This is a genomic window from Collinsella sp. SGI.178, assembly GCF_050313495.1.
Lineage (GTDB): Bacteria > Actinomycetota > Coriobacteriia > Coriobacteriales > Coriobacteriaceae > Collinsella.
Window position 1 is genome coordinate 12,783 of the sequence record NZ_JBNPLM010000016.1, and the last position, 21,703, is coordinate 34,485.

The 21,703-nt window shown below is 61.7% G+C and carries 19 protein-coding genes and 1 tRNA gene; 12 read left to right on the forward strand and 8 right to left on the reverse strand.

What is annotated here, in order from left to right; all coding sequences use genetic code 11:
• Nucleotides 1–2 precede the first annotated feature (2 nt).
• Complete coding sequence (locus ACQRAQ_RS05850; RefSeq protein ID WP_427794225.1) at nt 3–1,004, forward strand: hypothetical protein; 1,002 nt, start codon at nt 3–5, stop codon at nt 1,002–1,004.
• A gap of 152 nt (nt 1,005–1,156) precedes the next feature.
• Here ACQRAQ_RS05850 and ACQRAQ_RS05855 read toward each other — a convergent pair.
• Both ACQRAQ_RS05855 and ACQRAQ_RS05860 read right to left on the reverse strand, forming a co-directional pair.
• Nucleotides 1,157–1,241, reverse strand: a tRNA-Leu gene (locus tag ACQRAQ_RS05855).
• A gap of 31 nt (nt 1,242–1,272) precedes the next feature.
• Nucleotides 1,273–1,896 (reverse strand): hypothetical protein, encoded by a 624-nt coding sequence (locus ACQRAQ_RS05860; RefSeq protein WP_427718884.1) that lies wholly within the window; start codon nt 1,894–1,896, stop codon nt 1,273–1,275.
• Nucleotides 1,897–2,059: 163 nt separating this feature from the next.
• On the opposite strand from ACQRAQ_RS05860, the gene ACQRAQ_RS05865 reads away from it, so the two are divergent.
• Nucleotides 2,060–2,347: a PTS sugar transporter subunit IIB gene (locus tag ACQRAQ_RS05865; RefSeq protein ID WP_055252380.1), complete on the forward strand. Its 288-nt coding sequence runs from the start codon at nt 2,060–2,062 to the stop codon at nt 2,345–2,347.
• 11 nt (nt 2,348–2,358) lie between these two features.
• The gene (locus ACQRAQ_RS05870) at nt 2,359–2,733 is read left to right on the forward strand and encodes a VOC family protein (RefSeq protein ID WP_427718886.1); all 375 of its coding nucleotides are present in this window, start codon (nt 2,359–2,361) and stop codon (nt 2,731–2,733) included.
• A 292-nt stretch (nt 2,734–3,025) separates the two neighbouring features.
• On the opposite strand, the gene ACQRAQ_RS05875 is transcribed toward ACQRAQ_RS05870, so the two are convergent.
• From ACQRAQ_RS05875 to ACQRAQ_RS05885, 3 genes are read right to left on the reverse strand one after another with little or no spacing between them, the layout of a single operon-like run.
• Nucleotides 3,026–4,318 (reverse strand): sensor histidine kinase, encoded by a 1,293-nt coding sequence (locus tag ACQRAQ_RS05875; protein WP_427794226.1) that lies wholly within the window; start codon nt 4,316–4,318, stop codon nt 3,026–3,028.
• A complete protein-coding gene (locus tag ACQRAQ_RS05880) occupies nt 4,302–5,087 on the reverse strand; it encodes a response regulator transcription factor (RefSeq protein ID WP_427794227.1) in 786 nt (261 codons plus the stop codon). Before ACQRAQ_RS05880 ends, ACQRAQ_RS05875 begins: the two co-directional genes overlap by 17 nt.
• A gap of 18 nt (nt 5,088–5,105) precedes the next feature.
• On the reverse strand, nt 5,106–5,648 hold the full coding sequence (locus tag ACQRAQ_RS05885; RefSeq protein ID WP_427794228.1) for a DUF4342 domain-containing protein: 543 nt from the start codon (nt 5,646–5,648) through the stop codon (nt 5,106–5,108).
• 608 nt (nt 5,649–6,256) lie between these two features.
• Here ACQRAQ_RS05885 and ACQRAQ_RS05890 point away from each other — a divergent pair.
• The gene (locus tag ACQRAQ_RS05890) at nt 6,257–6,496 is read left to right on the forward strand and encodes a hypothetical protein (protein ID WP_427794229.1); all 240 of its coding nucleotides are present in this window, start codon (nt 6,257–6,259) and stop codon (nt 6,494–6,496) included.
• 85 nt (nt 6,497–6,581) lie between these two features.
• Complete coding sequence (locus tag ACQRAQ_RS05895) at nt 6,582–7,307, forward strand: metallophosphoesterase (protein WP_427794230.1); 726 nt, start codon at nt 6,582–6,584, stop codon at nt 7,305–7,307.
• Nucleotides 7,308–7,322: 15 nt separating this feature from the next.
• Here the strand turns inward: ACQRAQ_RS05895 and gluQRS are convergent, their stop codons facing one another.
• Nucleotides 7,323–8,333 carry a tRNA glutamyl-Q(34) synthetase GluQRS gene (gene gluQRS, locus ACQRAQ_RS05900; RefSeq protein ID WP_427794231.1) on the reverse strand — a complete coding sequence of 337 codons (1,011 nt, stop codon included), beginning with the start codon at nt 8,331–8,333 and terminating at the stop codon, nt 7,323–7,325.
• 525 nt (nt 8,334–8,858) lie between these two features.
• Here gluQRS and ACQRAQ_RS05905 point away from each other — a divergent pair.
• Nucleotides 8,859–10,802, forward strand: coding sequence for a DUF2207 family protein (locus ACQRAQ_RS05905; RefSeq protein WP_427794232.1), 1,944 nt, complete (start codon nt 8,859–8,861; stop codon nt 10,800–10,802).
• Nucleotides 10,803–11,075: 273 nt separating this feature from the next.
• On the opposite strand, the gene ACQRAQ_RS05910 is transcribed toward ACQRAQ_RS05905, so the two are convergent.
• Complete coding sequence (locus tag ACQRAQ_RS05910; protein WP_154515062.1) at nt 11,076–11,717, reverse strand: GNAT family N-acetyltransferase; 642 nt, start codon at nt 11,715–11,717, stop codon at nt 11,076–11,078.
• A gap of 277 nt (nt 11,718–11,994) precedes the next feature.
• Here ACQRAQ_RS05910 and purH point away from each other — a divergent pair, with 277 nt between their 5' ends.
• The 4 genes from purH (at nt 11,995) to ACQRAQ_RS05930 (ending at nt 16,490) form a co-directional block, all read left to right on the forward strand.
• Complete coding sequence (gene purH / locus ACQRAQ_RS05915) at nt 11,995–13,602, forward strand: bifunctional phosphoribosylaminoimidazolecarboxamide formyltransferase/IMP cyclohydrolase (protein ID WP_427794233.1); 1,608 nt, start codon at nt 11,995–11,997, stop codon at nt 13,600–13,602.
• Between the two features lie 278 nt (nt 13,603–13,880).
• On the forward strand, nt 13,881–14,588 hold the full coding sequence (locus ACQRAQ_RS05920) for a hypothetical protein (RefSeq protein ID WP_427794234.1): 708 nt from the start codon (nt 13,881–13,883) through the stop codon (nt 14,586–14,588).
• Between the two features lie 177 nt (nt 14,589–14,765).
• Nucleotides 14,766–15,437 (forward strand): response regulator transcription factor, encoded by a 672-nt coding sequence (locus ACQRAQ_RS05925; protein ID WP_427728526.1) that lies wholly within the window; start codon nt 14,766–14,768, stop codon nt 15,435–15,437.
• A gap of 9 nt (nt 15,438–15,446) precedes the next feature.
• Nucleotides 15,447–16,490, forward strand: a complete 1,044-nt coding sequence (locus tag ACQRAQ_RS05930) for a sensor histidine kinase (RefSeq protein ID WP_427794235.1) — start codon at nt 15,447–15,449, stop codon at nt 16,488–16,490.
• Between the two features lie 252 nt (nt 16,491–16,742).
• Here the strand turns inward: ACQRAQ_RS05930 and ACQRAQ_RS05935 are convergent, their stop codons facing one another.
• Complete coding sequence (locus ACQRAQ_RS05935) at nt 16,743–17,180, reverse strand: universal stress protein (protein ID WP_154515052.1); 438 nt, start codon at nt 17,178–17,180, stop codon at nt 16,743–16,745.
• A 242-nt stretch (nt 17,181–17,422) separates the two neighbouring features.
• On the opposite strand from ACQRAQ_RS05935, the gene ACQRAQ_RS05940 reads away from it, so the two are divergent.
• On the forward strand, nt 17,423–18,403 hold the full coding sequence (locus ACQRAQ_RS05940) for an undecaprenyl-diphosphate phosphatase (RefSeq protein WP_427794236.1): 981 nt from the start codon (nt 17,423–17,425) through the stop codon (nt 18,401–18,403).
• A 146-nt stretch (nt 18,404–18,549) separates the two neighbouring features.
• Nucleotides 18,550–21,453 (forward strand): ATP-dependent helicase, encoded by a 2,904-nt coding sequence (locus ACQRAQ_RS05945; RefSeq protein WP_427794237.1) that lies wholly within the window; start codon nt 18,550–18,552, stop codon nt 21,451–21,453.
• Nucleotides 21,454–21,703 lie beyond the last annotated feature (250 nt).

The window sequence follows — 21,703 nt, forward strand, 5'->3', positions numbered from 1 at the left end:
CAATGACGAATTGCAAACGATATAAGGTGGCGGCGATTGACCTGGGAACGGTGTCGTCGCGACTGGTGCTGGCCCAGGTCGAGGACGGGGCGATTGTGGAATCGTCCAAGCATACCGAGATTACCGACTTGGGCGAGGGCGTGGACGCAACGGGGCGCTTTTGCGAGGCGGCCGTTGGGCGCGTGCTCGCTGCGTGCCGAATGTTTGTGGACGAGGCCCGTGCCTTTGGGGCCGCGTGCATCTGCACCACGTGCACGAGCGCCGCGCGCGATGCGTCCAATGCCGCGCTGCTGCTGGACGGCCTGCGCGAGCTGGGGCTCGAGCCGCAGGTGATTCCGGGCGAGGTCGAGGCGCGCCTGACGTTTTTTGGCGTGGCGCACGACTTTGCCGGCGAGCGCATCATTGTTGCCGATTCGGGTGGCGGATCCACGGAGCTCGCGACGGGCGTCTATGCGCCGGAGCGTGGGGTCTTTGCGCTGGAGGGAACGCGCTCGCTGGACATCGGTTGTCGCCGCGTGACGGAGCGGTTTTTCTCGGCGCTGCCGCCAACGGGCAGCGAGCTTGCCGCCGCTGGCGCGTGGGCAAACGAGCAGTTTGCAGGCTACTTTAAGAGCTTGCCTGTCGACTTTGAGCGAGCCGAGCGCCTGGTCGCGGTGGGTGGCACCGTCACCACGCTCGTTGCGCTCGTTCACGAGCTGGAGCCGTATGATTCGAGTTTTGTGCACCTGCGCGAGCTTTCGCTGGACCAGGTTTCGGCCGCTATCGGGCGCATGTTCTCGCTGGATGTCGCGGGCATCGCCGCGTTGCCAGGCGTGCAACCCAAGCGTGCGGGCGTGATCCTGGCTGGTGCTGTGGTGATTCGCGAGCTCATGCGAGCCGGCGGCTACGACGCGCTCACTGTAAGCGAGAACAGCCTGCTCGCCGGAATGGCCGCCGCCATCAACGAGGTTCTCGACGGCGCGACCCCCACCATCGCCTGGACCCCCAGCCTCAGCGTCCTTTAACCATCCCCTCATAAGTTGCGGTGAAATAGTTCCTAAATGGGCTGATAAACTGCCAAAACAGGAACTATTCCACCGCAACTTCTTAGAGGCTTGACGGTGTCCAAAAGAAGCGAGCCCGCATCCCTGGGGGACATGGGCTCGAAAGCTCCATATGGTAGGGGCGGTGGGACTCGAACCCACAATCCTTGCGGCGAGAGATTTTAAGTCTCCTGCGTATGCCAATTCCGCCACGCCCCCGTAAGACTAGAAGTCTAGCACAAGCCGTCCGTTACGCGTTGACGGCCATCGAGTGTTGGCCCGACTTCTCGAGGAACTCTTGGAACTTTGCCTCGTCGCCCTTGTTTTGGTACTGCAGGGCCAGCAGGTACTCCAGTCGGCAGCGCTTGACCGGGTCGTTGCCGACATCCTCGAGCATGCGCTCCAGCTCGGGAATGTCGTTGTGGCGCTTGAGGATCATCGTGTCGTACATCAGCTGGCATTCGTGCGCGACTGCCTCGGCTTGGCCACCCTCAAAGCCCTTGATCTCGTGCAGCAGCTCCTTGGACTTTTTGCGGTCCTCCTGGCCAACGTAGTAGTTAAAGGCCTTGATCACCAGATCGACGCGCTGCATCTTGGGCAGGTTGAGCCCCAGCAGCAGGTCAAACATCTCGTCGGCGCGCTCGTGGTCCTCGCGCAGCAGATAGGAGTTCAGGCGCAGGTAGTCGCGGTTGTAGCGCGGGTACAGCATGCTGGTGAGTTTGCCGTCGAGCAAACGATCGAACTCGTCCCACTGTTTGGCGGCCATGAGCCGCTGCAGGCGTTTAAACGTGGTGCGTTTTTTGATGCTAAAGAGCAGCGACACGGCGATACAGATGACAACGACGACGGTCCAGAGTGTGCGGGAATCGGGCATATTGAGCTCCTCGGTCGCTCGTAAAACAAGCGGTATGACAAAACGTACTAGATGTATTATACGCAGCGTGCAAGCAAACTGGCACAAAAGTGCATCGAGGCCGAGCGCCATCGCTCGCTGCGGTACACTTACCTAAAGTAAACCATGAAGGGAGACATTACCTATGAAGAAGATCGTTTTGGCTTGCGGTGCTGGCGCTGCTACTTCCACGCTCGTTGCCCAGAAGGTCGCCACCATGCTCGACGCCAACGGTTACGCCGGCAAGTATGAGATCGTGCAGTGCGCCATTTCCGAGGCCAAGGACGCTTGCGACGAGGGCGCCGACCTGCTGATCGCCACCACCGTTGCCCCCGAGGGCCTCACCTGCCCGTACGTGAGCGGCGTGCCCTTTATGACCGGCATGAACCGCGTCGCTGCCGAGAAGGCCGTTCTCGACGTCATGGCTCAGTAGGCGCTGCCTGTATGAACGAGCAGAACGCCAACCCGGTCGAGCTCTTTGGCATGCGCGTTGCCCATGTGGGCATTAACGCCACCGACCCGGCAGACGCCCTAGAGATCGCGGAGCTGTTCTCGACGATGATGGGGCTGCCCGTCAGCGAGACCCCGATTTCGTACTTTAACGACTCGCTGGTCGAGATCATGAAGCAGAACGGTCGTGGCGCCAAGGGCCACATAGGCTTTGCCGTCAACGACATCGATGCTGCCGAGAAGTGGTTTGCCGAGCACGGGCTCGAGGTCAACGAGGAGTCGCGCGTGCTGCTGCCCGACGGCGGCACCAAGCTTGTGTACTTTAAGCGCGAGTTCGCCGGCTTCGCCGTGCACCTGTGTCGCGAGTAGCGCGCAAGCTGCTATAACGAAAAAAAGGGATAGGGCCGCATGGCCCTATCCCTTTTTGCCGAGGGGGCGACCTTTTGAGGGGACATGAAATCGGGGTCTAATACTTTTCCCGAGAAGTGAACGAGCAGAATTGGACCCCCGAAGCATCGACACTTTGAGGGTACCGTTTCCTGCGGTTTTGATGCTGGAATCCTGCGACTTTCCCGTCGAAAAATGTGGATGCTTCAGGGGTCCAAATACGCTCGTTCACTTCTCCGGAAAAATATTAGACCTCGATTCACGAGGGGGCTTCCTACCGTGGCAGGCGAATCGTAAAGCGGCTGCCGACGCCCTCGACCGAGGTCACGCCAATGGCGCCGCCATGGCTATCGACAATCCACTTAGCAATGGCAAGCCCCAGGCCCGAGCCCTGCGCGCCGGCATCGCGTGCGTTGTCGGCGCGGTAGAACCGTTCAAACGCGTGAGCTGCGGACTCCTGGTTCATACCGATACCCTCGTCCTCAACACTTATGTCGATCGCGCCCGTGCCCGTATCGGGAGTTATGGCAAACGTGACGGTCGTTCCCGCGTTCGAATACTTGGCGGCGTTCTGCACGATCACGCGCAGAGCCTGCTTCACAAGCGCCACGTCGACAGGTGCGTCGCAGCGCGGATCGTTGGCAAATGCAGCGTCAAAAGCCAGCCGATAAGTGTGCGCGGCGTCGATCATCTGCGATTCCTCGCACACCTCGCCGGCCAGTGCGGCCAGGTTGGTATGCGCACGCCGCAGGACCGTGCGCCCGGCATCGCCGCGTGCCAAAAACAGCAGCTGCTCCACGAGCTCCTGCATATGCTCGCTTTCGGCCTTGAGGGACGCGATGGATTCCGCCAGCACGTCCGGGTCGTCTTTGCCCCAGCGGTCGAGCATGTTTACGTAGCCCTGAATCACCGCGATGGGCGTGCGCAGCTCGTGGCTTGCATCGTTGACAAAGCGCATCTGCTGCAGCTTGGCCTCTTGCATCTGGCGCAGCAGCCGGTTGAGCGCGACCTCGATGCTTGCCAGGTCGGCGTCGCCGGTGGTGACGCTCGGCGAGTCGACGCTTGCACGCTCGATGGCCTGTTCCAGTGTTTCCATCTTGCCGCCGGAGAGTTGCATGCGGCCGAGTTCGTCCACGCGCAGGGCCAAGTCGTTGAGCGGTGCCATGGTGCGACGCACGTGCCTTGCGCCGCCGAGCATGTTGAGCACGCTGATGACCTGCCAACCTACAACGACAAGGTAGAGAGGCCATAGCGCGACGAGGTCCTGCGCGAGGGGGAAAGTCTTGGTGGTAGCAAGTTCGACGGTATAGGTGAGCGTTGTCAGGTCCCAGTCGCGCGCGGGCTTCAGCGACATGCCGTGAACGGCGGCGCTGGGGATCCATCCTGCGGTAAACGCACCGTCGGGCAGCGTCTGGTTGTATCCATAGACGAGGATCGCCGCCGCGATCACCATCAGCAGCAGATCGAGCCAGACGTAGCTCATCAGGCGGCGCCATATATAGCTCCAGTTGATGGCGCGGGCGATGGAGGTGACACGCTTGGCCTCGGCGTTACGCACGGCAGACATAGCCCACCCCGCGCACGGTCTGGATGATGCGGGCGCCGCCGGCGTCCTCGATCTTGGCACGCAGGTGCGCGATGTGCACGTCGACGTTGTTGGTGTCGCCCACGTATTCGTAGCCCAGCGCCTCGTGCGCGATTCGCTCGCGTGTGAGCACGGTTTCGGCATGTGCCATAAGCAGGGCGAGAACGTCGAACTCGCGGGCCGTGAGCGCGATGGGCGAGCCGCCGACCGTGACTTCGCGGCGGTCGGGGTCGAGCGCGACCGAACCCACGGTGAGCGCGGCGGGGGAGGGCGCGACGGAAGCCTTGGTCGACTTGCTGACCGGGGGCACCGCAGCGGCGTCGCCGCCCGCGCCGTCCGCCATGCCCGCCCCAGCGCCGGCGCCACCAACGCCCGAAGCCGCCCGCACGGCCTCCGCGCGCTTCAGCGCCACGCGGATCCGTGCGAACAGCTCCTCAATCGCAAACGGCTTGGTCAAGTAGTCGTCGGCGCCGGCATCGAGCCCGGCAACCTTGTCCATCACGGCATCGCGCGCGGTGACCATAATCACCGGCACATCCTTGTGCTTGCGGACACGCCGCAAGACCTCCATGCCGTTGAGCTGCGGCAACAGCACATCGAGCAGAATCAGATCGTAGTCGCGCTCCAGCGCCAGGTCCACGGCGGTGCGGCCGTCGGCGGCGTGCTCCACCTGGTAGCCCTCGTGCTCCAGCTCGAGCGTCACAAAGCGGGCGATTTTCTCCTCGTCCTCTACGATCAGGATCTGTGTCATGCGTGTCCCCGTCTGCGATTACTTGTCGTCGTTCAGGTTTTGCTTGATGTCGTCCGCGGCGTCGGCGGCGTGATTCATAAGGTTGTTGATGCTGCCGGGCACGTCGCCGTCGCTATCGATGCGGTAGCGCATGCCAAAGAACAGGCCAATCAGCATGAGCCATATCGTGGCGCCCCAGGCAAACAGGGCGACGATGGGGATCAGGATGGGAATGTTGAGGATGATGGCGTCGCGGCGCGTGGCGATAAACTTGGTGTCCAGGCTCAGGCGGAAGAGCTTTTTGAGGTACTCCCACACGCTGTCCACCTTCTTGGAAAAGTCAGTCTTTTCGCTCGACTTCTCGTAGGCGACCTGCGCAGCGACCATCTCGGCCGAGGGCTCATCGACCGGCTCGGACTCGGTGGCGGCGTGCGCCGACGTGGTCTGGGTCTTGCCCTGCGACTCGAGCCAAATGATGGCGTCTAGAACGTTGCCGTCGGCGGCCTCGAGCGCGGCTTTGGCGTCGGTGTAGCTCACGTTGCACTTGGTGCGGATGGTTTCAACTTTTTCGAGGTCGTCCATGACCTGTCCTTTCGTTCGATGGGCGCGACGTCGGGCGATCTGCCCGGGCGCGAGCGTTGCGTTCGGCGGTCTGCGTTGCGCGGCGCCGCCCCGCCCTTGGTCGAACTTTATAGTGCAGGTTATAGATTAAGCGATTCTTGAGCCAAGATTAATGTTGGATGAGTTTTTGGGTGACGAAGCGCGTGATGCGGGGCGCGCAGGCAAGGGGGAGGCCGGTTTTGCGTGGCGTGGGGAAGGGGAGGACAGGTCTTTGGGGCGGGCGACAGCGAGGTCTAATACTTTTCCGCGAAGTGAACGAGTGAAAACGGACCCCCGAAGCATCGACACTTTTCGGGTGCTGTTTCCTGCGGCTTTGATGCCAGAATCCTGCGTTTATGCCGTTGAAAAATGCGGATGCTCCAGGGGTCCAAAAACAGACGTTCACTTCGCGGAAAAGTATTAGACCTCGATAGCGGAGGATGGAGTGCCGGTGCAAAACGGCGTTAAGGGTTGGTCGAGCAGGTGGTTTCTCCATTGATGACCGCACGACATGTGACACTTACCCTGCCGCTCTGCTCTGCCGCGGCGGTATGTATCTGAACAACGGCCCTCTAAGGAGCTCGATAGCAATGAGTGATAACACCAAGCATCTCGCAAAGAAGTGCGTCAAGGACGTGGGGCCGTGCCTCGCGCTGTGCCTTGCCGGCGCAGCGGTCGCGCTGCTGGCTGTTCTGGGGCCGTTCGACGCGCTCCGAAGTGCCGGTTCTCTGCGCGTTTGCATGGCCCTTGCCGGCGCTATGATGACCGGCGGCGTGCTCGATCTGATTTTTTGGGTGCTTGATCCGTTTGGATGGAAGAACGAGGGGTAAGCCCTAAGGGATGGAAGGGCTGGAACGGTTGGCATAGTGATCGTGCAGAATGTGGACTAGCTACTTACGGGGAAGTGGTAATCCGATGACGGTCTATGTGACGGGCGATATTCACGGCGGCGTCGACATGCAAAAGCTGCGCGACTGGGATCTTGGGGATAGTCTGACGAGCGACGACCATCTGATTGTCGCGGGCGACTTTGGCTTTCCGTGGGATTTCTCTGCCGAGGAGTGCGCCGACATCGCTTGGCTGGAATCGCGTCCCTATACCGTGCTGTTCGTCGACGGCAATCACGAGCGTTTCGATCACTGGGCGGAGCGTCCCATGGAGCTGTGGCACGGTGGGCTAACGCAACGCCTGTCGGATACCTCTCCCATACGGCGCCTGACGCGCGGCGAGGTTTTTGAGCTCGACGGCTCAACGATCTTTACCATGGGCGGCGCCACGAGCGTGGATAAGGAATACCGCATTCCCTATTCCAGCTGGTGGCCACAGGAGCTGCCGGACGAGCGCGACTTTGAGGAGGCGCGGACAAAGCTCGACAGCGTGGGCTGGAAGGTTGACTACGTGGTCACCCACACCTGCTCTACGCGCATGCTTTCGCCCACGCTCTATCCGGGGCCTGGCTGGAATTACCCCGCCGTTGATCGGCTTACGGCATTTTTCGATGAGCTGGAAGACCGCTTGGCCTACAAGCTCTGGTACTACGGGCATTTTCATCGGGATGCCAACCCTGCCGAGCGCCATACCGTGCTCTACGACTGCATCGTTCGCTTGGGCGACGAACTCCAGCCCTGGGACGTTGCGTAGGGGCGAGGTATTTGGCTACTCGGCCGTTACAGCGATGTTCTCGCGGTGCGCGCGGATGACATTCCAGCTAAAGTGCTCGACCAGCTGCTCGGCAGAGCGCGGCGTGGTGTCCGGTGTGATGCCCGTTTGCCCGGCGAGCCAGCCCAGCAGCGCCTCGGGCGTGCCAAAGCGTGCGCGTAGCTCGCCCAGGTCCAGATCGCGGTCGCGCTTGGAAAGGCGGCGGCCGTCCGGCGACATGAGCAGCGGAATGTGCGCGTAATGCGGCGTGGGAAGTCCCAGCAGATGTTGCAGATAGATTTGGCGGGGCGTAGAGCCCAGCAGGTCGCATCCGCGCACGACCTCGGTGACGCCCATGGCAGCGTCGTCGACCACCACGGCTAGCTGGTAGGCAAAAACGCCGTCGCTGCGGCGCACCAAAAAGTCGCCGCACTCGGTGGCGAGTGCCTCGCATTGGGCTCCGTACGTGCGGTCAACGAATTCGATCACGTCGCCGGCGAGGTCGTCGACGGCGGGCACGCGCAGGCGCGTGGCGGGAGCGCGCAGGGCACTGCGGCGGGCAACCTCCTCGGCAGAAAGGCCTCGGCAGGCGCCGCGGTAGATGGGCGTGCCGTCGCTGGCATGCGGCGCGCTCGCGGTGTGGAGCTCGGCGCGCGTGCAAAAGCAGGGATAGGTGAGGCCGGCGTCTTGCAGCTGGTGCAGGGCGTCCTCGTACAAGTCCAGGCGATCGTGCTGGTAGTAGGGGCCTTCGTCCCACTCAAGCCCTAGCCAGGCCAGGTCGTCAATCAATTGAGCGGCAAGTTCCGGGCGCTTGCAGCGATCGTCCAGGTCCTCAATGCGTAACACGATACTGCCGCCCTGGCTGCGGGCCGAAAGCCACGAGCACAGGCAGCTGAACACGTTGCCCAGGTGCATGCGGCCCGAGGGCGACGGGGCAAAGCGACCCACGACAGGTACGGGAACGGAGGCGGGCGGCGTTGTTGGCGCGTTCGCGGCGGGCGTTGCTATGTTGCGTGCGTTGATATCCATGCGGACGAGTATAGCGCGGGGCGCGATGGGGAGGCGTCACTGTGGTCCGCAAGTTGTCGAGGCCCCGCATTGCGTATGGTGGGCCGCAGGCTCGGTGCTTTGATTCCTGTCGATCAACTCAGTACCTTAGACAACAGAAACCCCGGCAGCTCTTCGCAACTGCCGGGGTTTCCGCGGAAAAGGGGGACATGATCCTCGAGCGAACGGCAAAGGGGCAAACCGGTTTCGCTCAACTGCTTTATGCCCCTCGGCTGGCGGCTCAATCAGCGCGTGCCGCGCCCACACAAAGCTGCTACACCTGTGACGGAGCTGTGAAGTGGTATCTATTGCTGGCGCGGGCCATGCCAAGGGTGTCCCTCATGACTAGTCATTTAAGAACGTCCCCAATGACTACCCAATGATTAGCTGCTGGCGGCAGGCATGACTTTCATCCCGTTTGGCGCTCCGGTCGCCTAGATGTTCGTCATGTGTACCCGCAAACGTGGGACAATGGCGCTGTTGGTTTTACAGACAAAGGATGTGCCTATGAACGCCCCCGTTGCCAATGCTTGTCGGCAGCGCTGCCTGCTTGCGCGATTTGCTTCCATTTGCGCACTCGTCGCGTGCGTGCTGCTGCTGTTGCCCGCCGTTGCACGTGCCGACGGGTATTCCATGACCCAAACCTATATCGGTGCCACGGTTGAGGCCGATGGATCGCTGACCGTTGTCGAGGGGCGCCAGTTTGATTTCGACGACGACATCAACGGCGTGTATTGGGATATCAATACGGGCACCAACCAGCAGGGTGGTACGGCGGGTGTCGATGTGCTGAGCGTCGAGGAAGATGATGCCGCGTTTAGCAGGGTTGACTATGCAAACAAAGGCGACAACGGCGTCTATACGGTTGAGCAGTCCGACGGCGGCGTAAAGATCAAGGTGTTCAGCCCCCACGAGAGCGGCGACAGCGCGATCTATTACGTGAGCTACACCATGACCGGTGCGGTTATGAACTGGTCCGATACCGCCGAGCTCTACTGGAAGTTTGTGGGCGACGGCTGGTCTGCGGACTCCGATGACGTCGAGATGGAAGTTTACTTCGCAAATGCCGCTGCCGGAACGGCGGCCGTCAAGGGCGATAACTTTCGTGCGTGGGGCCACGGTCCGCTCACGGGCGACGTGTCGCTCGACGCGGACGAGCCTATGGTCACCTATACCATTCCCTGCGTGCATCAGGGCGAATTCGCCGAGGCGCGCATCGCCTTCCCCGGCGATTGGGTGCCGCAGCTCGCCGCCTCGGGCAAGGAACGCATGTCGACAATTCTGAGCGAGGAGAAGGCGTGGGCCGAGGAGGCCAACGCCCGCCGCGCTCACGCCCGCATGATCGCCAATGCACTTGCCGTGGTTAGCGTTGTCGCGGCGGTGGCCTTTACCGGCACGATCGTCGTGCTCAAGTTGCGCCGCCGCAAGCCCAAACCGCTGTTCCAGGACGAATACTTCCGCGACGTGCCCTCGGCCGACCATCCCGCCGTGCTTTCGGCCCTCATGAGCTGGAACGAGGTGCCCGATCAGGCATATATCGCCACGCTCATGAAGCTCACCGACGATCGCGTGATCAAGTTAGAGGAGGCATTCGCGACCAAGGGCAAGAAGGGCCTGCTCCGTCGCGAAAAAGAGGAGCAGACGTATCGTGTGACGGTGAGCGATGCGGGCTGGAAGTCGGCCAAGGGCATTGACCGCATGGTGCTCAAGGTCTTCTTTGCCGGTGCTAAGCCCGACGAGAACGGCGATCGCTCGCGCACGTTTGACGAGCTGCAACACTATGTTAAGCAGCACGCTACGCCCGTGGGCGACAAGCTCAAGGACTATCAGAGCACCGTTAAGGGCAAACTGGCCGATAGCGAGTACGTTGCCTCGGACGGCATTGTCGCAATGGTGTTTTGCCTGGTTCTTGGTACTCTGATCGCCTTTGTTCCCGTGGGATCCATCTTCTTTACCGACGGCGCACAGGCGAACATTGTCGCCGCGGTTATCTCGGTGCCGATTGTGCTGGTGGGTATTGGCGTGGGCTTTACGTTCCGCCGCCTTACGCCGGAGGGCGCCGAGGTGGCGGCTCGCTGCAAGGCGCTCAAGCATTGGCTCGAGGACTTCACGCGTCTAAAGGAAGCCGTCCCCGGCGATCTGGTGCTGTGGAATAAACTTCTGGTGATGGGTGCGGCGCTGGGCGTTTCCAAGGAAGTTCTGCGTCAGCTTGCCGAGGCCGTGCCGCCCGAGGTGCGCGAGGCCGACGGCTTCTACGACAATTACCCCTGCTACTGGTGGTACTACCATCACTACGGAAACCAGTCTCCGCTCGATTCGTTCGATGGCGTGTATCACGAGAGCATCCGTGAGCTGGCTTCGAGTTCCGATAGCTCGAGCGGCGGCGGCGGTGGTGGCTTCTCGGGCGGCGGAGGCGGCGGCGTCGGCGGAGGCGGCGGCGGAACGTTCTAGCGGTCCTAAATTATGGGATGGGCTTTTCTCGGCAGCCGTCGGGGAAAGCCCATCCCCTTTTTATGCGCCAAAATGCGCCGATCTTTTACTTTTGCCCACCGCTATTTGCAGAATCCTCTATAGGGTGATGCCAGCGAGGGTTTCGGTGACTCTTTTGTTCAAGACTGTCCCCGGCGACTAGTCATTTAAGAACGTCCCCAACGACTAGGTGTGGTTGCTGCCAAGGAGTGTCCCGGGGCGCCGGCACAAAGGGGACGTCCCTAACTGCCGGTTTTAGGCTGTCAGGTCGAGTTCGTAGAGGAAGCTTTCGCGCGGCATGTCGTGGCGGCGCTCTTCGCGGTTGGCGCGGTGCGTGGCCGTGCGCTTAAAGCCGTGCAGCTCGTAGAACTTCCACGAGCAGTTGGAGTCGGTATACAGGTGCGCTCTCGACGCTCCGCGCGAGGACAGGTACGAGACCGCGGCATCGAGCAGAACCGAGCCAACGCCCAGGCCGTGGACATCGCGATCCACGGCAAGCAACGTGACCTCGTTGTCATGCGGCAGCGGGCTGCTCTCGAGCAGGCGGTTGTTGGTCCGAATGGTGGCGCGCACAAACGAGAGATACTCGGCACAGGCATCGGGCTCCAGCTCACGCATCTGCGACAGCAATGCGCGTTCGGTATCCATCCAATGCTCCTTAACGGTGGCGCCGCTGCTTTGCCCCGCACGTGCGAGTGCAATGCCGCGCGCCTGGCCGTCGATTACGGCGACCTGCGAAAACGTCGAGGAAGAAAGGCAATAGGCAAGATCGCACGCGGCCTCAAGGCGGTTGTACTCTTCGTTATCCGAATTGTTATGCCAAAGCTGCTGCAAGATCAGCGCGATGGCGTCGAAGTCTTCGGTATCAAACGGTCGGTAGAGAACCCGCGAGACCATAGTGCCTCTTTCTATTGCGGATGCATATCGAGCACAGTTCTACCATGCCATTGGCATCTAATTATGGTGTCCCTGTGTTCCATCAACTCACCGTGCCCAGTGGCGCTCCTGCAACCCCCGCTCGCAAGCTTTTTCTGCACATGCGCCCGTTACGGGGTGCATCGATGCGCTCGATGCGCTACATTGAATCAGTATTTTCAATGCCGCTGCGCGAGCGCTGCAGATCGACGTATCACCGACTCACAGAGCACGGCGGCGTACCAGACAGGAGGACTGCATGGGATCTGATGTGAAGATCGCACGCGCGTTGATCTCGGTTACCGATAAGACGGGCGTCGTCGATTTCGCACGGACGCTGGTTGACGACTTTGGCGTCGAGATCATCTCTACGGGCGGCACGGCTCGTGCCATCGAGGACGCGGGCGTTCCCGTAACCCCCATCGAGGAGTTCACGGGCTATCCCGAGATGATGGACGGCCGCGTCAAGACTCTGCACCCCAAGGTTCACGGCGCGCTGCTGGCTCGCCGCGATTCCGAGCAGCACATGCAGGAGGCAGCTCAGCACGGCATTAAGCTGATCGACCTGGTCGTCGTCAACCTGTACGAGTTCGAGAAGACCGTCGCCAACCCCGAGGTCACCTTCGCGGATGCCATCGAGCACATCGATATCGGTGGCCCCTCCATGCTTCGCTCTGCCGCCAAGAACGCCGCGAGCGTTACCGTCATCTCCGACCCGGCCGACTATGATGCCGTCCTGGCCGAGATGCGCGAGACCGGTGGCTGCACCACGCTTTCCACCCGTCGTCGCCTGCAGGTGAAGGTCTACCAGACCACCGCCGCCTACGACACGGCTATCTCCCGTTGGCTTGCTGCCCAGGCAAGCGACGTGGCGGACACCTCTGCCAAACTCGAGGTCTCGCTGGAGAAGGTCGACGACCTGCGCTATGGCGAGAATCCTCAGCAGAAGGCTACGGTCTACCGCTTTGCCGATGGCTGCGAGAACTCCGCGAGCTCGCAGTTCCCGCTCGTGGGCTCCGAGCAGATTCAGGGCAAGCCGCTCAGCTACAACAACTATTTGGACGCCGATGCCGCTTGGAACCTGGTTCGCGAGTTCGACGAGCCTGCCTGCGTGATCCTCAAGCATCAGAACCCCTGCGGCTCCGCCGTTGCCGAGGACATCACGGCTGCCTACGACCGCGCCTTTGCCTGCGATCCCAAGAGCGCTTTCGGCGGCATCATCGCCTGCAACCGCGAGGTTCCCTTTGAGCTGGTTGAGCACTTTGCCGATCAGAACAAGCAGTTCGTCGAGGTCATCATCGCCCCGAGCTACACCGCCGAGGCGCTCGAGCGCATGGCCAAGCGCCCCAACCTGCGCGTGCTGGCTACCGGCGGCGTGGACCACGGCGCCAAGGTGGAGCTGCGCTCCATCGACGGCGGCATGCTGGTGCAGGAGGTCGACCACGTGATCGAGGATCCCGCGACCTTTACGTTCCCCACCGACCGCAAGCCCACCGATGCCGAGATGGCCGAGCTTGAGTTTGCCTGGAAGGTCTGCAAGGGCGTCAAGTCCAACGCCATCCTGGTCTCCAAGGGTAAGGCCGGCATTGGCATGGGCCCGGGCCAGCCCAACCGCGTTGACTCCGCACTGCTTGCCTGCGAGCGCGCCGAGGACTTCTGCGAGCGCGAGGGCGTGGAGAAGGGCGGCTTTGCCTGCGCAAGCGACGCGTTCTTCCCGTTCCGCGACAACGTCGACGTGCTTGCTGAGCACGGCGTGACCTGCATCATCCAGCCCGGCGGCTCCAAGCGCGACGACGAGAGCATCCAGGCCTGCAACGAGCATGGCATCGCAATGGTCTTCACGGGCGCCCGCCACTTCCGCCACTAATGATCGTTACGCGGTTTTACCAAACCGCGTAACTGCTCGACGCTGCGCCGGCCCCAAGCACCTCATCTCGCCGCTCAAACCGTCGCTCGCGTACAGAAGTACGCATCGCTCCTCTTTCGCGGCGACCTGAGGCACTTGGGTCCGGCGCGCTGGCTTATGCTCCACCAGCGGTATTGGCTCGCCCCGAACTAAAGCTATCTATTGCCGCCTGTGCCGGTTGGTGCAGGCGGCTTTTTTGGGTATAACGGTGCGGTGTATGTTTTTGAGAAAGGTTGGATATGGCCGTTGTGGATGATGCCGAGCTGTTTGGCAATGCCGAGGACCAGCGTGCGTACGAGGACTTTTGCGCCAATCAGGAGGCGGTCGAGAAGTTTACGCTCGACAAGCCCGCGCTTGTCTGCCGTTGGCGCATGTCCAACAAAAAGGTGCCCATGCTCAACCGCCACATTCGTGCGCTGTCCGAGCGCCTGGTGCAGGGCGAGCCGCTCACCCATAACATGCTCAGCTGGGCCAAGCAGCACGTTGAGTGGTCGCTTGCCGAGGGCGATTACACCGCGCGCGACGGCGTGCTCATGCTGGTGATCGACGTTAACGGCAATGCCGCCATGACGGTGGGGGAGTACGAGCCGCTGGCCGATACTTCGGCCAAGGCGCTGCGTGCCCGCTCCGCCGAGGCCCGCTCCGAGGCCGACGAAACCGGCGTGGCGCCCGAGCTGCTCGCCGCCGTCAACAACGGCGAGCTGGTCTTTGTGGCACCGGCGGACGAGTGCCTGTGTGGCACGGCGACGCTTATCGAGCAGCTGGCCCAGACCAAGGGCATCCCGGTCACGCGCGTGGACATTCCCGCGCAGCTCAAGGGCGCGCTGTTCCTGGTGAGTGACGAGCACGGCGTGGTCCCTGCCGCCGAGACGGACGCCGCCGAGTCCGACGCCGCTACGGTTGCCTTCTTTGCCGAAGGCTACGAAAAGCTCCGTGCCCGCCGCTAAATGATTTTCCTGGGACGGGGATTTAATAATCATTTGATCCTCGCTCCCGTTGCGAGCGAGGGGCGAGCCAAACGCTTTCGTTCGCGAACAGTTCTGTCACCTTGGTGCCTCGCGAGGCACGCACCTGCGGCTCCGCGGTCATAATGGGGCAAGACAACCAAGAGGGGAGCGGAATCCATGGCGCTGATCTATGTCGTTGAGGACGACGAGCGCATTCGTCGTGAGCTTGTCGACATCCTTGCCCGCGCCGGGTTTGAAATCGAGGCCTGCGAATCGTTTGAGCATGTCTCGCGCGATATCCTTGCCGCCGCGCCCGACTTGGTGTTGCTCGACCTCACGCTTCCCGTCAAGGACGGCCAACATATCTGCCACGAGGTTCGCCGCGAATCCGAGGTTCCTATCATCGTCCTCACGTCGCGCACGACCGAGATCGACGAGGTCATGGCCATGACGCTTGGCGCGGACGACTTTGTTCCCAAGCCTTACAGCGCCCGTGTGCTCGTGGCGCACATCAATGCGTTGCTGCGCCGCACCGCGGCGGCGGGCGATCGCAGCACGCTCGTCCACAAGGGGCTGGAGCTCGACCTCGCCCGCTCCATGGTCACCAATACGGCAACCGGCGACAGTACCGAGCTCACCAAAAACGAGCTGCGTATCCTCTCGCTGCTCTTGGGCCGCGCGGGCAAGATCGTCTCGCGCTCGGCTATCATGCAGGACCTGTGGGACTCCGACGCCTTCGTGGACGACAATACGCTCACCGTCAATATCAACCGCCTGCGCACCACGCTCGAAAAAATCGGCATCAAGGGGTATTTGACGACGCATCGCGGCCAAGGCTATTCGGTCTAGGGGCCGGTTATGTCGTTTGCCAAGTTCTTTAAAGATGCACTGCTTCCCGTTGCCGTGTGGATCTGCGGCGTGCTGCTGAGCTGTTTTGTACTGACGGTCGCCGGCGCCCCGGCATCCATCGTGGTCGTGGCGGTCGGTGTGTCCTTTATCTTTGGCATGCTGGGCATCGTGATCGAGTACGTGCGCCGTCGTCGTTTTCTGTGCCAGCTGGAGCGCGCGGCAGAGGAGCTGGGGAGCCCCGCATGGGTGCAGGAGATGGTGCAATGCCCGACCTATGCCGAGGGCGAGCTCGAATATGAGGTCTTGCGCCGGGTGGGCAAAGCCGCTTGCGACGAGGTGGCGGAAGGCCGGCGCCAGACCGATGATTACCGCGACTATATCGAGAGCTGGGTCCACGAGGCCAAGCTGCCCCTGGCGGCGGCTCATCTGATTTTGGAAAACCTGGACGGCAGCGAAGACGACCTGTCGCGCGTGGATGACCTGGGTCGCGAGCTGGCTCGCGTGGAGCGCTATATCGATCAGGCGCTGTACTATGCGCGCTCGGAAGTCGTAGAGCGCGACTACCTAATTCGCCGCTGGGGTCTCAAGAGCTTGGTGACGGGCGCGATTAAAGCCAACGCGCGCGAGCTCATTGCGGCGCACGTGGCTCCGGTGTGCGAGAACCTCGACTTTGAGGTGTTCACCGACGAGAAATGGCTCGAGTTTATTCTGGGCCAGCTCATTCAGAACAGCATTAAATATGCGCGTGAGGACGGCGCGAAGATTGTGTTTTCGGGTGCGTTGCTGGACGAGGGCCTGGCAAGCGAGCGCATCGAGCTTACCGTCGCGGACAACGGCTGCGGCGTGAGCGCGGCTGACCTGCCGCGCGTGTTCGAGAAGGGCTTTACCGGCGATAACGGCCGCACCACCAAGCGCGCAACGGGCATCGGCCTCTACCTGGTGGCGCGCCTGTGTTCCAAGATGGGCATCGACGTCACCGCGGCATCGGAGCCGGGCGAAGGCTTTGTCGTAACATTCGCTTTCTCGACCAACAAGTTCCAATACTTCGAGTAGTCGGGCCGTCTTGTGGTGCGAATGGCCATGTTCCCGAGCGTGAACATAGCTATGAGGCTCTAAAAAATCACCCAAACAAAACGTGCCACCCGACCAGGGCGGCACGCCATCTCTCTATTCAGCTAACTCGCTGAAGTACGGTGACGAAGGCGCAAGGCCGGGAGGGGTTATCTAAGCCGACATCCCGCAGCCGCGAAGCGGCGAGGACGTCGGCGTGATAACCCCGCAGGCCTTGCGCCGGCGGGAAGGAACCTACTTCACGACCAGAATGTCGCAGTCGGTGTTGCGCAGCAGGAATGTCGAAATCGAACCCAGGAGCGCATACTTGATCGAGGAAAGGCCACGAGCGCCGCAGAGCACCAGATCGGGCTTGACCACGTCGAGCATCTCGTCCTTGAGCGTCTCGCGAATACGGCCGGCGCGAATCATGACTTCGACCTCGGGAATGTTGGGATTAGCCTTGGCCTCTTCGAGCTGCTTGGCGATGGAGTTCTTAAAGGCCTCCTCCAGGCCGTTGACCAGATCGACCGGATAGGAACCGGCGCTCTCGAGCGCCGTGGAATCGATGACGTGACCGATGATCAGCTTGGCGCCATTGTTTGCGGCGACCTTGATAGCGCGTGTGAGCACAAAATCCTGCTGCTCAGTACCGTCGAGTGAAACAAATACCTTGGTATAGCCCTCGTTCATGGTTTCCTCCTTGGTCTATCGCACGGGCGCGGGGCTCGTGCATCGGACGACGTGTTGGCCGCCGGACACTTTAGCTTGTTGCAGTTATACCCAAGGATTTCGGTTTGACCGCTCGCAATTCTGTGAACGGGCGAGATTTTTGGTAAGGGTGGGCGCGGCCGCGGCCGAACGGTTGATAATGGGACATCGCCCGCAACCGTCCGCAGAACAACTATCGGCGGGTGACAAACGAGGGGGTCCCTTTGGATATCATCGAGCTTCTAAAATCTGCCTTCATGGGCCTGGTCGAGGGCATCACCGAATGGCTGCCCGTTTCGTCGACGGGCCACATGATCTTGGTGGACGAGTTCGTCAAGATGAATGTGAGCGAGACATTCTGGAATATGTTCCTGGTCGTGATTCAGCTTGGCGCCATTTTGGCCGTTTGCGTTCTGTTCTTCTACGACTTAAATCCGTTCTCGCCCAGCAAGGGCAAGGAGGGTCGTCGCGACACCTGGGTGCTGTGGGGCAAGATTGTGCTTGGCTGTATTCCCGCCGCGGCGATCGGTCTGCCGCTCAACGACTGGATGGAGGAGCATTTCTATAACGCTCCCGTCGTGGCGCTGGCGCTCATCGTGTACGGCGTGTTGTTTATCGTGATTGAGAACTGGCGTGCAAGTAAGCGCGAGAACGCCGCTCTTGTCGATTCGTTTGGTTCGCGTGCTGTGGTGGCGGGCGGGCGTCCCGCCGGTGCACACTTCGCGGCGCCTGCGGCGGATATTGCCGAAGACATTGACGATGACGAGGATTTGGACTTTGGATCCATCGCCACGCTCGAGGACCTGAGCTGGAAGACCGCATTGGGTATCGGTTGCTTCCAGGTGCTTTCGCTGATTCCGGGCACATCACGTTCTGGCTCTACCATCATCGGCGGCCTGCTGCTGGGCTGCACGCGCTCGGTGGCGTCCAAGTTCACGTTTTTCCTGGCCATTCCCGTTATGTTTGGCGCGAGCGCGCTCAAGCTGGTCAAGTACTTCGTTAAGGGCGGTACGTTTGGCACCAACGAGATTGCCATTCTGGGCGTGGGCTGCGTCGTGGCCTTTGTGGTTTCGCTTATTGCCATCAAGTGGCTCATGGGCTTCGTTCGCCGTCACGACTTTAAGTGCTTTGGCGTCTACCGCATTATTCTGGGCATCGTGGTGCTCGCGTACTTCTTTGTTCTGGAGCCTATGCTCGGCCTGTAACTTGGTTGACGCTGCGCGGCGGCCAGAGCGCGGCGCACGGAGTCGTGGTGTGATTTGCGTCGGTGTCCGCGCGGCTCGGTATACTGGTACGGCTCAAACTATGGCGCCGCCCGCAGGCGCGCCGTCCGTCAGATGAGGAGTCGCCCATGACCCAGCCCTTGCCCTGGGAAAAGAACGCCGCGGTACCCGTGCCGCCCGCGCGGGAATCCGTGCCGCTCGATGCATACACCGCCCCCGCTGCGCCGGAGCCCGAGCTCGTTCCGCTCGACATCTACGACGCTCCCGCGCCGGCACCCAAGCCCGTCAAGCCGCTCGTCGACATCGACAGCCTTAATCCCGCCCAGCGCGAGGCCGTCCTGACCACCGAGGGCCCGTTGCTGGTCCTCGCCGGCGCAGGCTCGGGCAAGACTCGCGTCCTGACCTTCCGCATCGCGCATATGCTCGGCGACCTGGGTGTTAAGCCTTGGCAGGTTCTTGCCATCACGTTTACCAACAAAGCCGCGGCCGAGATGCGCGAGCGTCTGACGGCGCTCATTCCCAGCGGTACCCGCGGCATGTGGGTGTGCACCTTCCACGCCATGTGCGTGCGCATGCTGCGCGAGGACGCCGACCTGCTGGGTTACACCGGTCAGTTCACCATCTACGATGACGATGACTCAAAGCGCATGGTGCGTGACATTATGCAGGCGCTCGGCATCGAGCAAAAGCAGTTCCCCATCAACATGATTCGCAGCAAGATCAGTTCGGCCAAAAACGCCATGATCGGCCCCGAGGACATGCTCAAATCTGCCGATAGCCCCAACGACAAAAAGGCCGCGCAGGTCTACCTGGAGCTGGAGCGCCGCCTGCGCGCCGCCAACGCGATGGACTTCGACGATTTGCTCGTGCGCACACTCGAACTGCTGCGCACCCGCCCCGAGGTGCTCGACAAGTACCAGGAGCGCTTCCGCTACATTAGCGTCGACGAGTATCAGGACACCAACCACGTCCAGTACGAAATCGCCAACCTTCTGGCCGCCAAGTACCAAAACCTCATGGTTGTGGGCGACGATGACCAGTCCATTTACAGCTGGCGTGGCGCCGACGTCACCAACATCTTGGACTTTGAGCAGGACTTTAAAAACTGCAAGACCGTTAAGCTCGAGCAGAACTACCGCTCTACGGGCCATATCCTAAACGCCGCCAACGCCGTGGTGCGCCACAACTCGCAGCGCAAGGACAAGCGCCTGTTTACGGCCGAGGGCGATGGCGAGAAGATCCAGGCCTTCCAGGCGAGCGACGAGCGCGACGAGGGCCGCTGGATTGCCGGTGAGATCGAGAAACTGCATGCCAAAGGCACGAGTTACGACGACATCGCCGTGTTTTATCGCACCAACGCCCAGTCGCGTATTCTCGAAGATATGTTCCTGCGCGCGGGCGTGCCCTACAAGATCGTGGGCGGCACTCGATTCTTCGACCGTGCCGAAATTCGCGACGTCATGGCCTACCTCAAGATGATCGTGAACCCGGCCGACGAGATGAGCGTCAAGCGCGTCATCAACACACCGCGCCGCGGCATTGGCTCCACCTCAATCCAAAAGATCGAGCAGCTGGCACGCGACAACCGTTGCTCGTTCTTCCAGGCTTGCGAGATCGCGTGCGCCGAAACCGGCATGTTTAGCGCCAAGGTGCGCAACGGCCTGTCGAGCTTTGTCTCACTGGTGCGCGAGGGCCGCCGCATGGACGGCGAGCTCAAGGACGTTGTCGAGATGATCGTCGATAAGACGGGCCTGCTGCAGGCGTTTCGTGCCGAGGGCACCATGGAATCTGAGAGCCGCGCCGAGAACATCCAGGAATTTCTGGGCGTTGCCGCCGAATTTGAGGAGACGCACGAGGATATCGAGGGTACGCTCGAGAGCCTGGAAGAGCTGCGCGCAGCCGGTGTTGCCGACGTGCCTGCCGGCGCCGAGCCCGAGCCCGTCGTGGTGAGCGCGCCTGCGCCCGAACCGGGGCCATCTGTCCCGGCATCCTCGTTTGAGGCGCTCGTCGGCGCCCGTGACGTCGCGGGCTCCAATCCGCTCGATGGCTTGGCCGCTCCGGCGCTGTCTCCGCAGGATGCCCTGGCCGCCGCCATCGCAGGCAACGCGTATGCCGCGCCGACGGAGCTGCCGGCGGCTGCCGTGCATGCCGACGAGATCGAGCGTACCTACGGTCCGCTCACCTGTAAGGCGCTGCCGGCACTCATGGAGTGGCTGGCCTTGCGCTCCGACTTGGATTCCCTGGCCGGCGAGACGCATGCCATTACCATGATGACCATCCACTCCGCCAAGGGCCTGGAGTTTCCGGCGGTGTTCGTGGCCGGCATGGAGGAGGGTATCTTTCCGCACGTGCACGACTTTGGCGGCAGCGATGATCCGGGCAAGCTCGAGGAGGAGCGTCGCCTGGCCTACGTCGCCATCACGCGTGCCCGCAAGCGCCTGTTCTTGACCTATGCGGCCACGCGTCGCACCTACGGTTCGACCTCCGCCAACCCGCGTTCGCGCTTTCTCAACGAGATTCCGTTTGAGGATATCGAGTTTAGCGGTATCGGTTCTGCCGGCTTTGAGGGCACGGGCTGGGAGAAGCGCGGCGACCGTCGCGGCACCTTTGGCTCGGGCATGGGTTCGGATATGTATGGCGGCAAGGTGTTTGGTTCGCATACGCGCTCGACCGGCGGTTCCGGTTCGCGCGGCGGATCGAGCTTCGACGATTTCTTTGGCGGCAGCAGCTACGGGACCGAGCGCCATCGTGGGGTCTCGCCCGACGCCGGTCGCGTTGCCTCGACCTTTGGCTCGGGCGCACCGCGAGCCAAAAAGCCGTCGTCCAAGGTGTCCCCAACAGTGGAGCGCAAGGTCGATCGCGCCAGCGCGTCGCAGGACTTTGCCGCGGGCGATACCGTGAGTCATAAGACCTTTGGCACGGGTACCGTGATCTCGGTCGCTGGAGACATGATCGAGGTCCAATTCGAAAAGACCGGCCAGACCAAAAAGCTAATGAAAGGCTTCGCTCCGATTGTTAAGCTGAATGCCTAACTGCGAGGTTGGCCGGGCGCGCCGGGGGCTTTGGTCGCCTGCTCGGACAGTCCTGCTCGCACGGAGAGCACATTAAGTGCTCTCCGGCTCGTGCGGAACTCGCGATCGACCAAAGCCCCCGGCGCGCCCTCTTCCTTGTGGCGTTTTGGCCTGCAGCTTGCGAACGTCGCTCTGCTCGTTCGCTTTTTGATCTGGAGAACCGGGTGGGCTGATAAATAGATGTGAGTAGGGGCTCCTCCGTTGATGAACG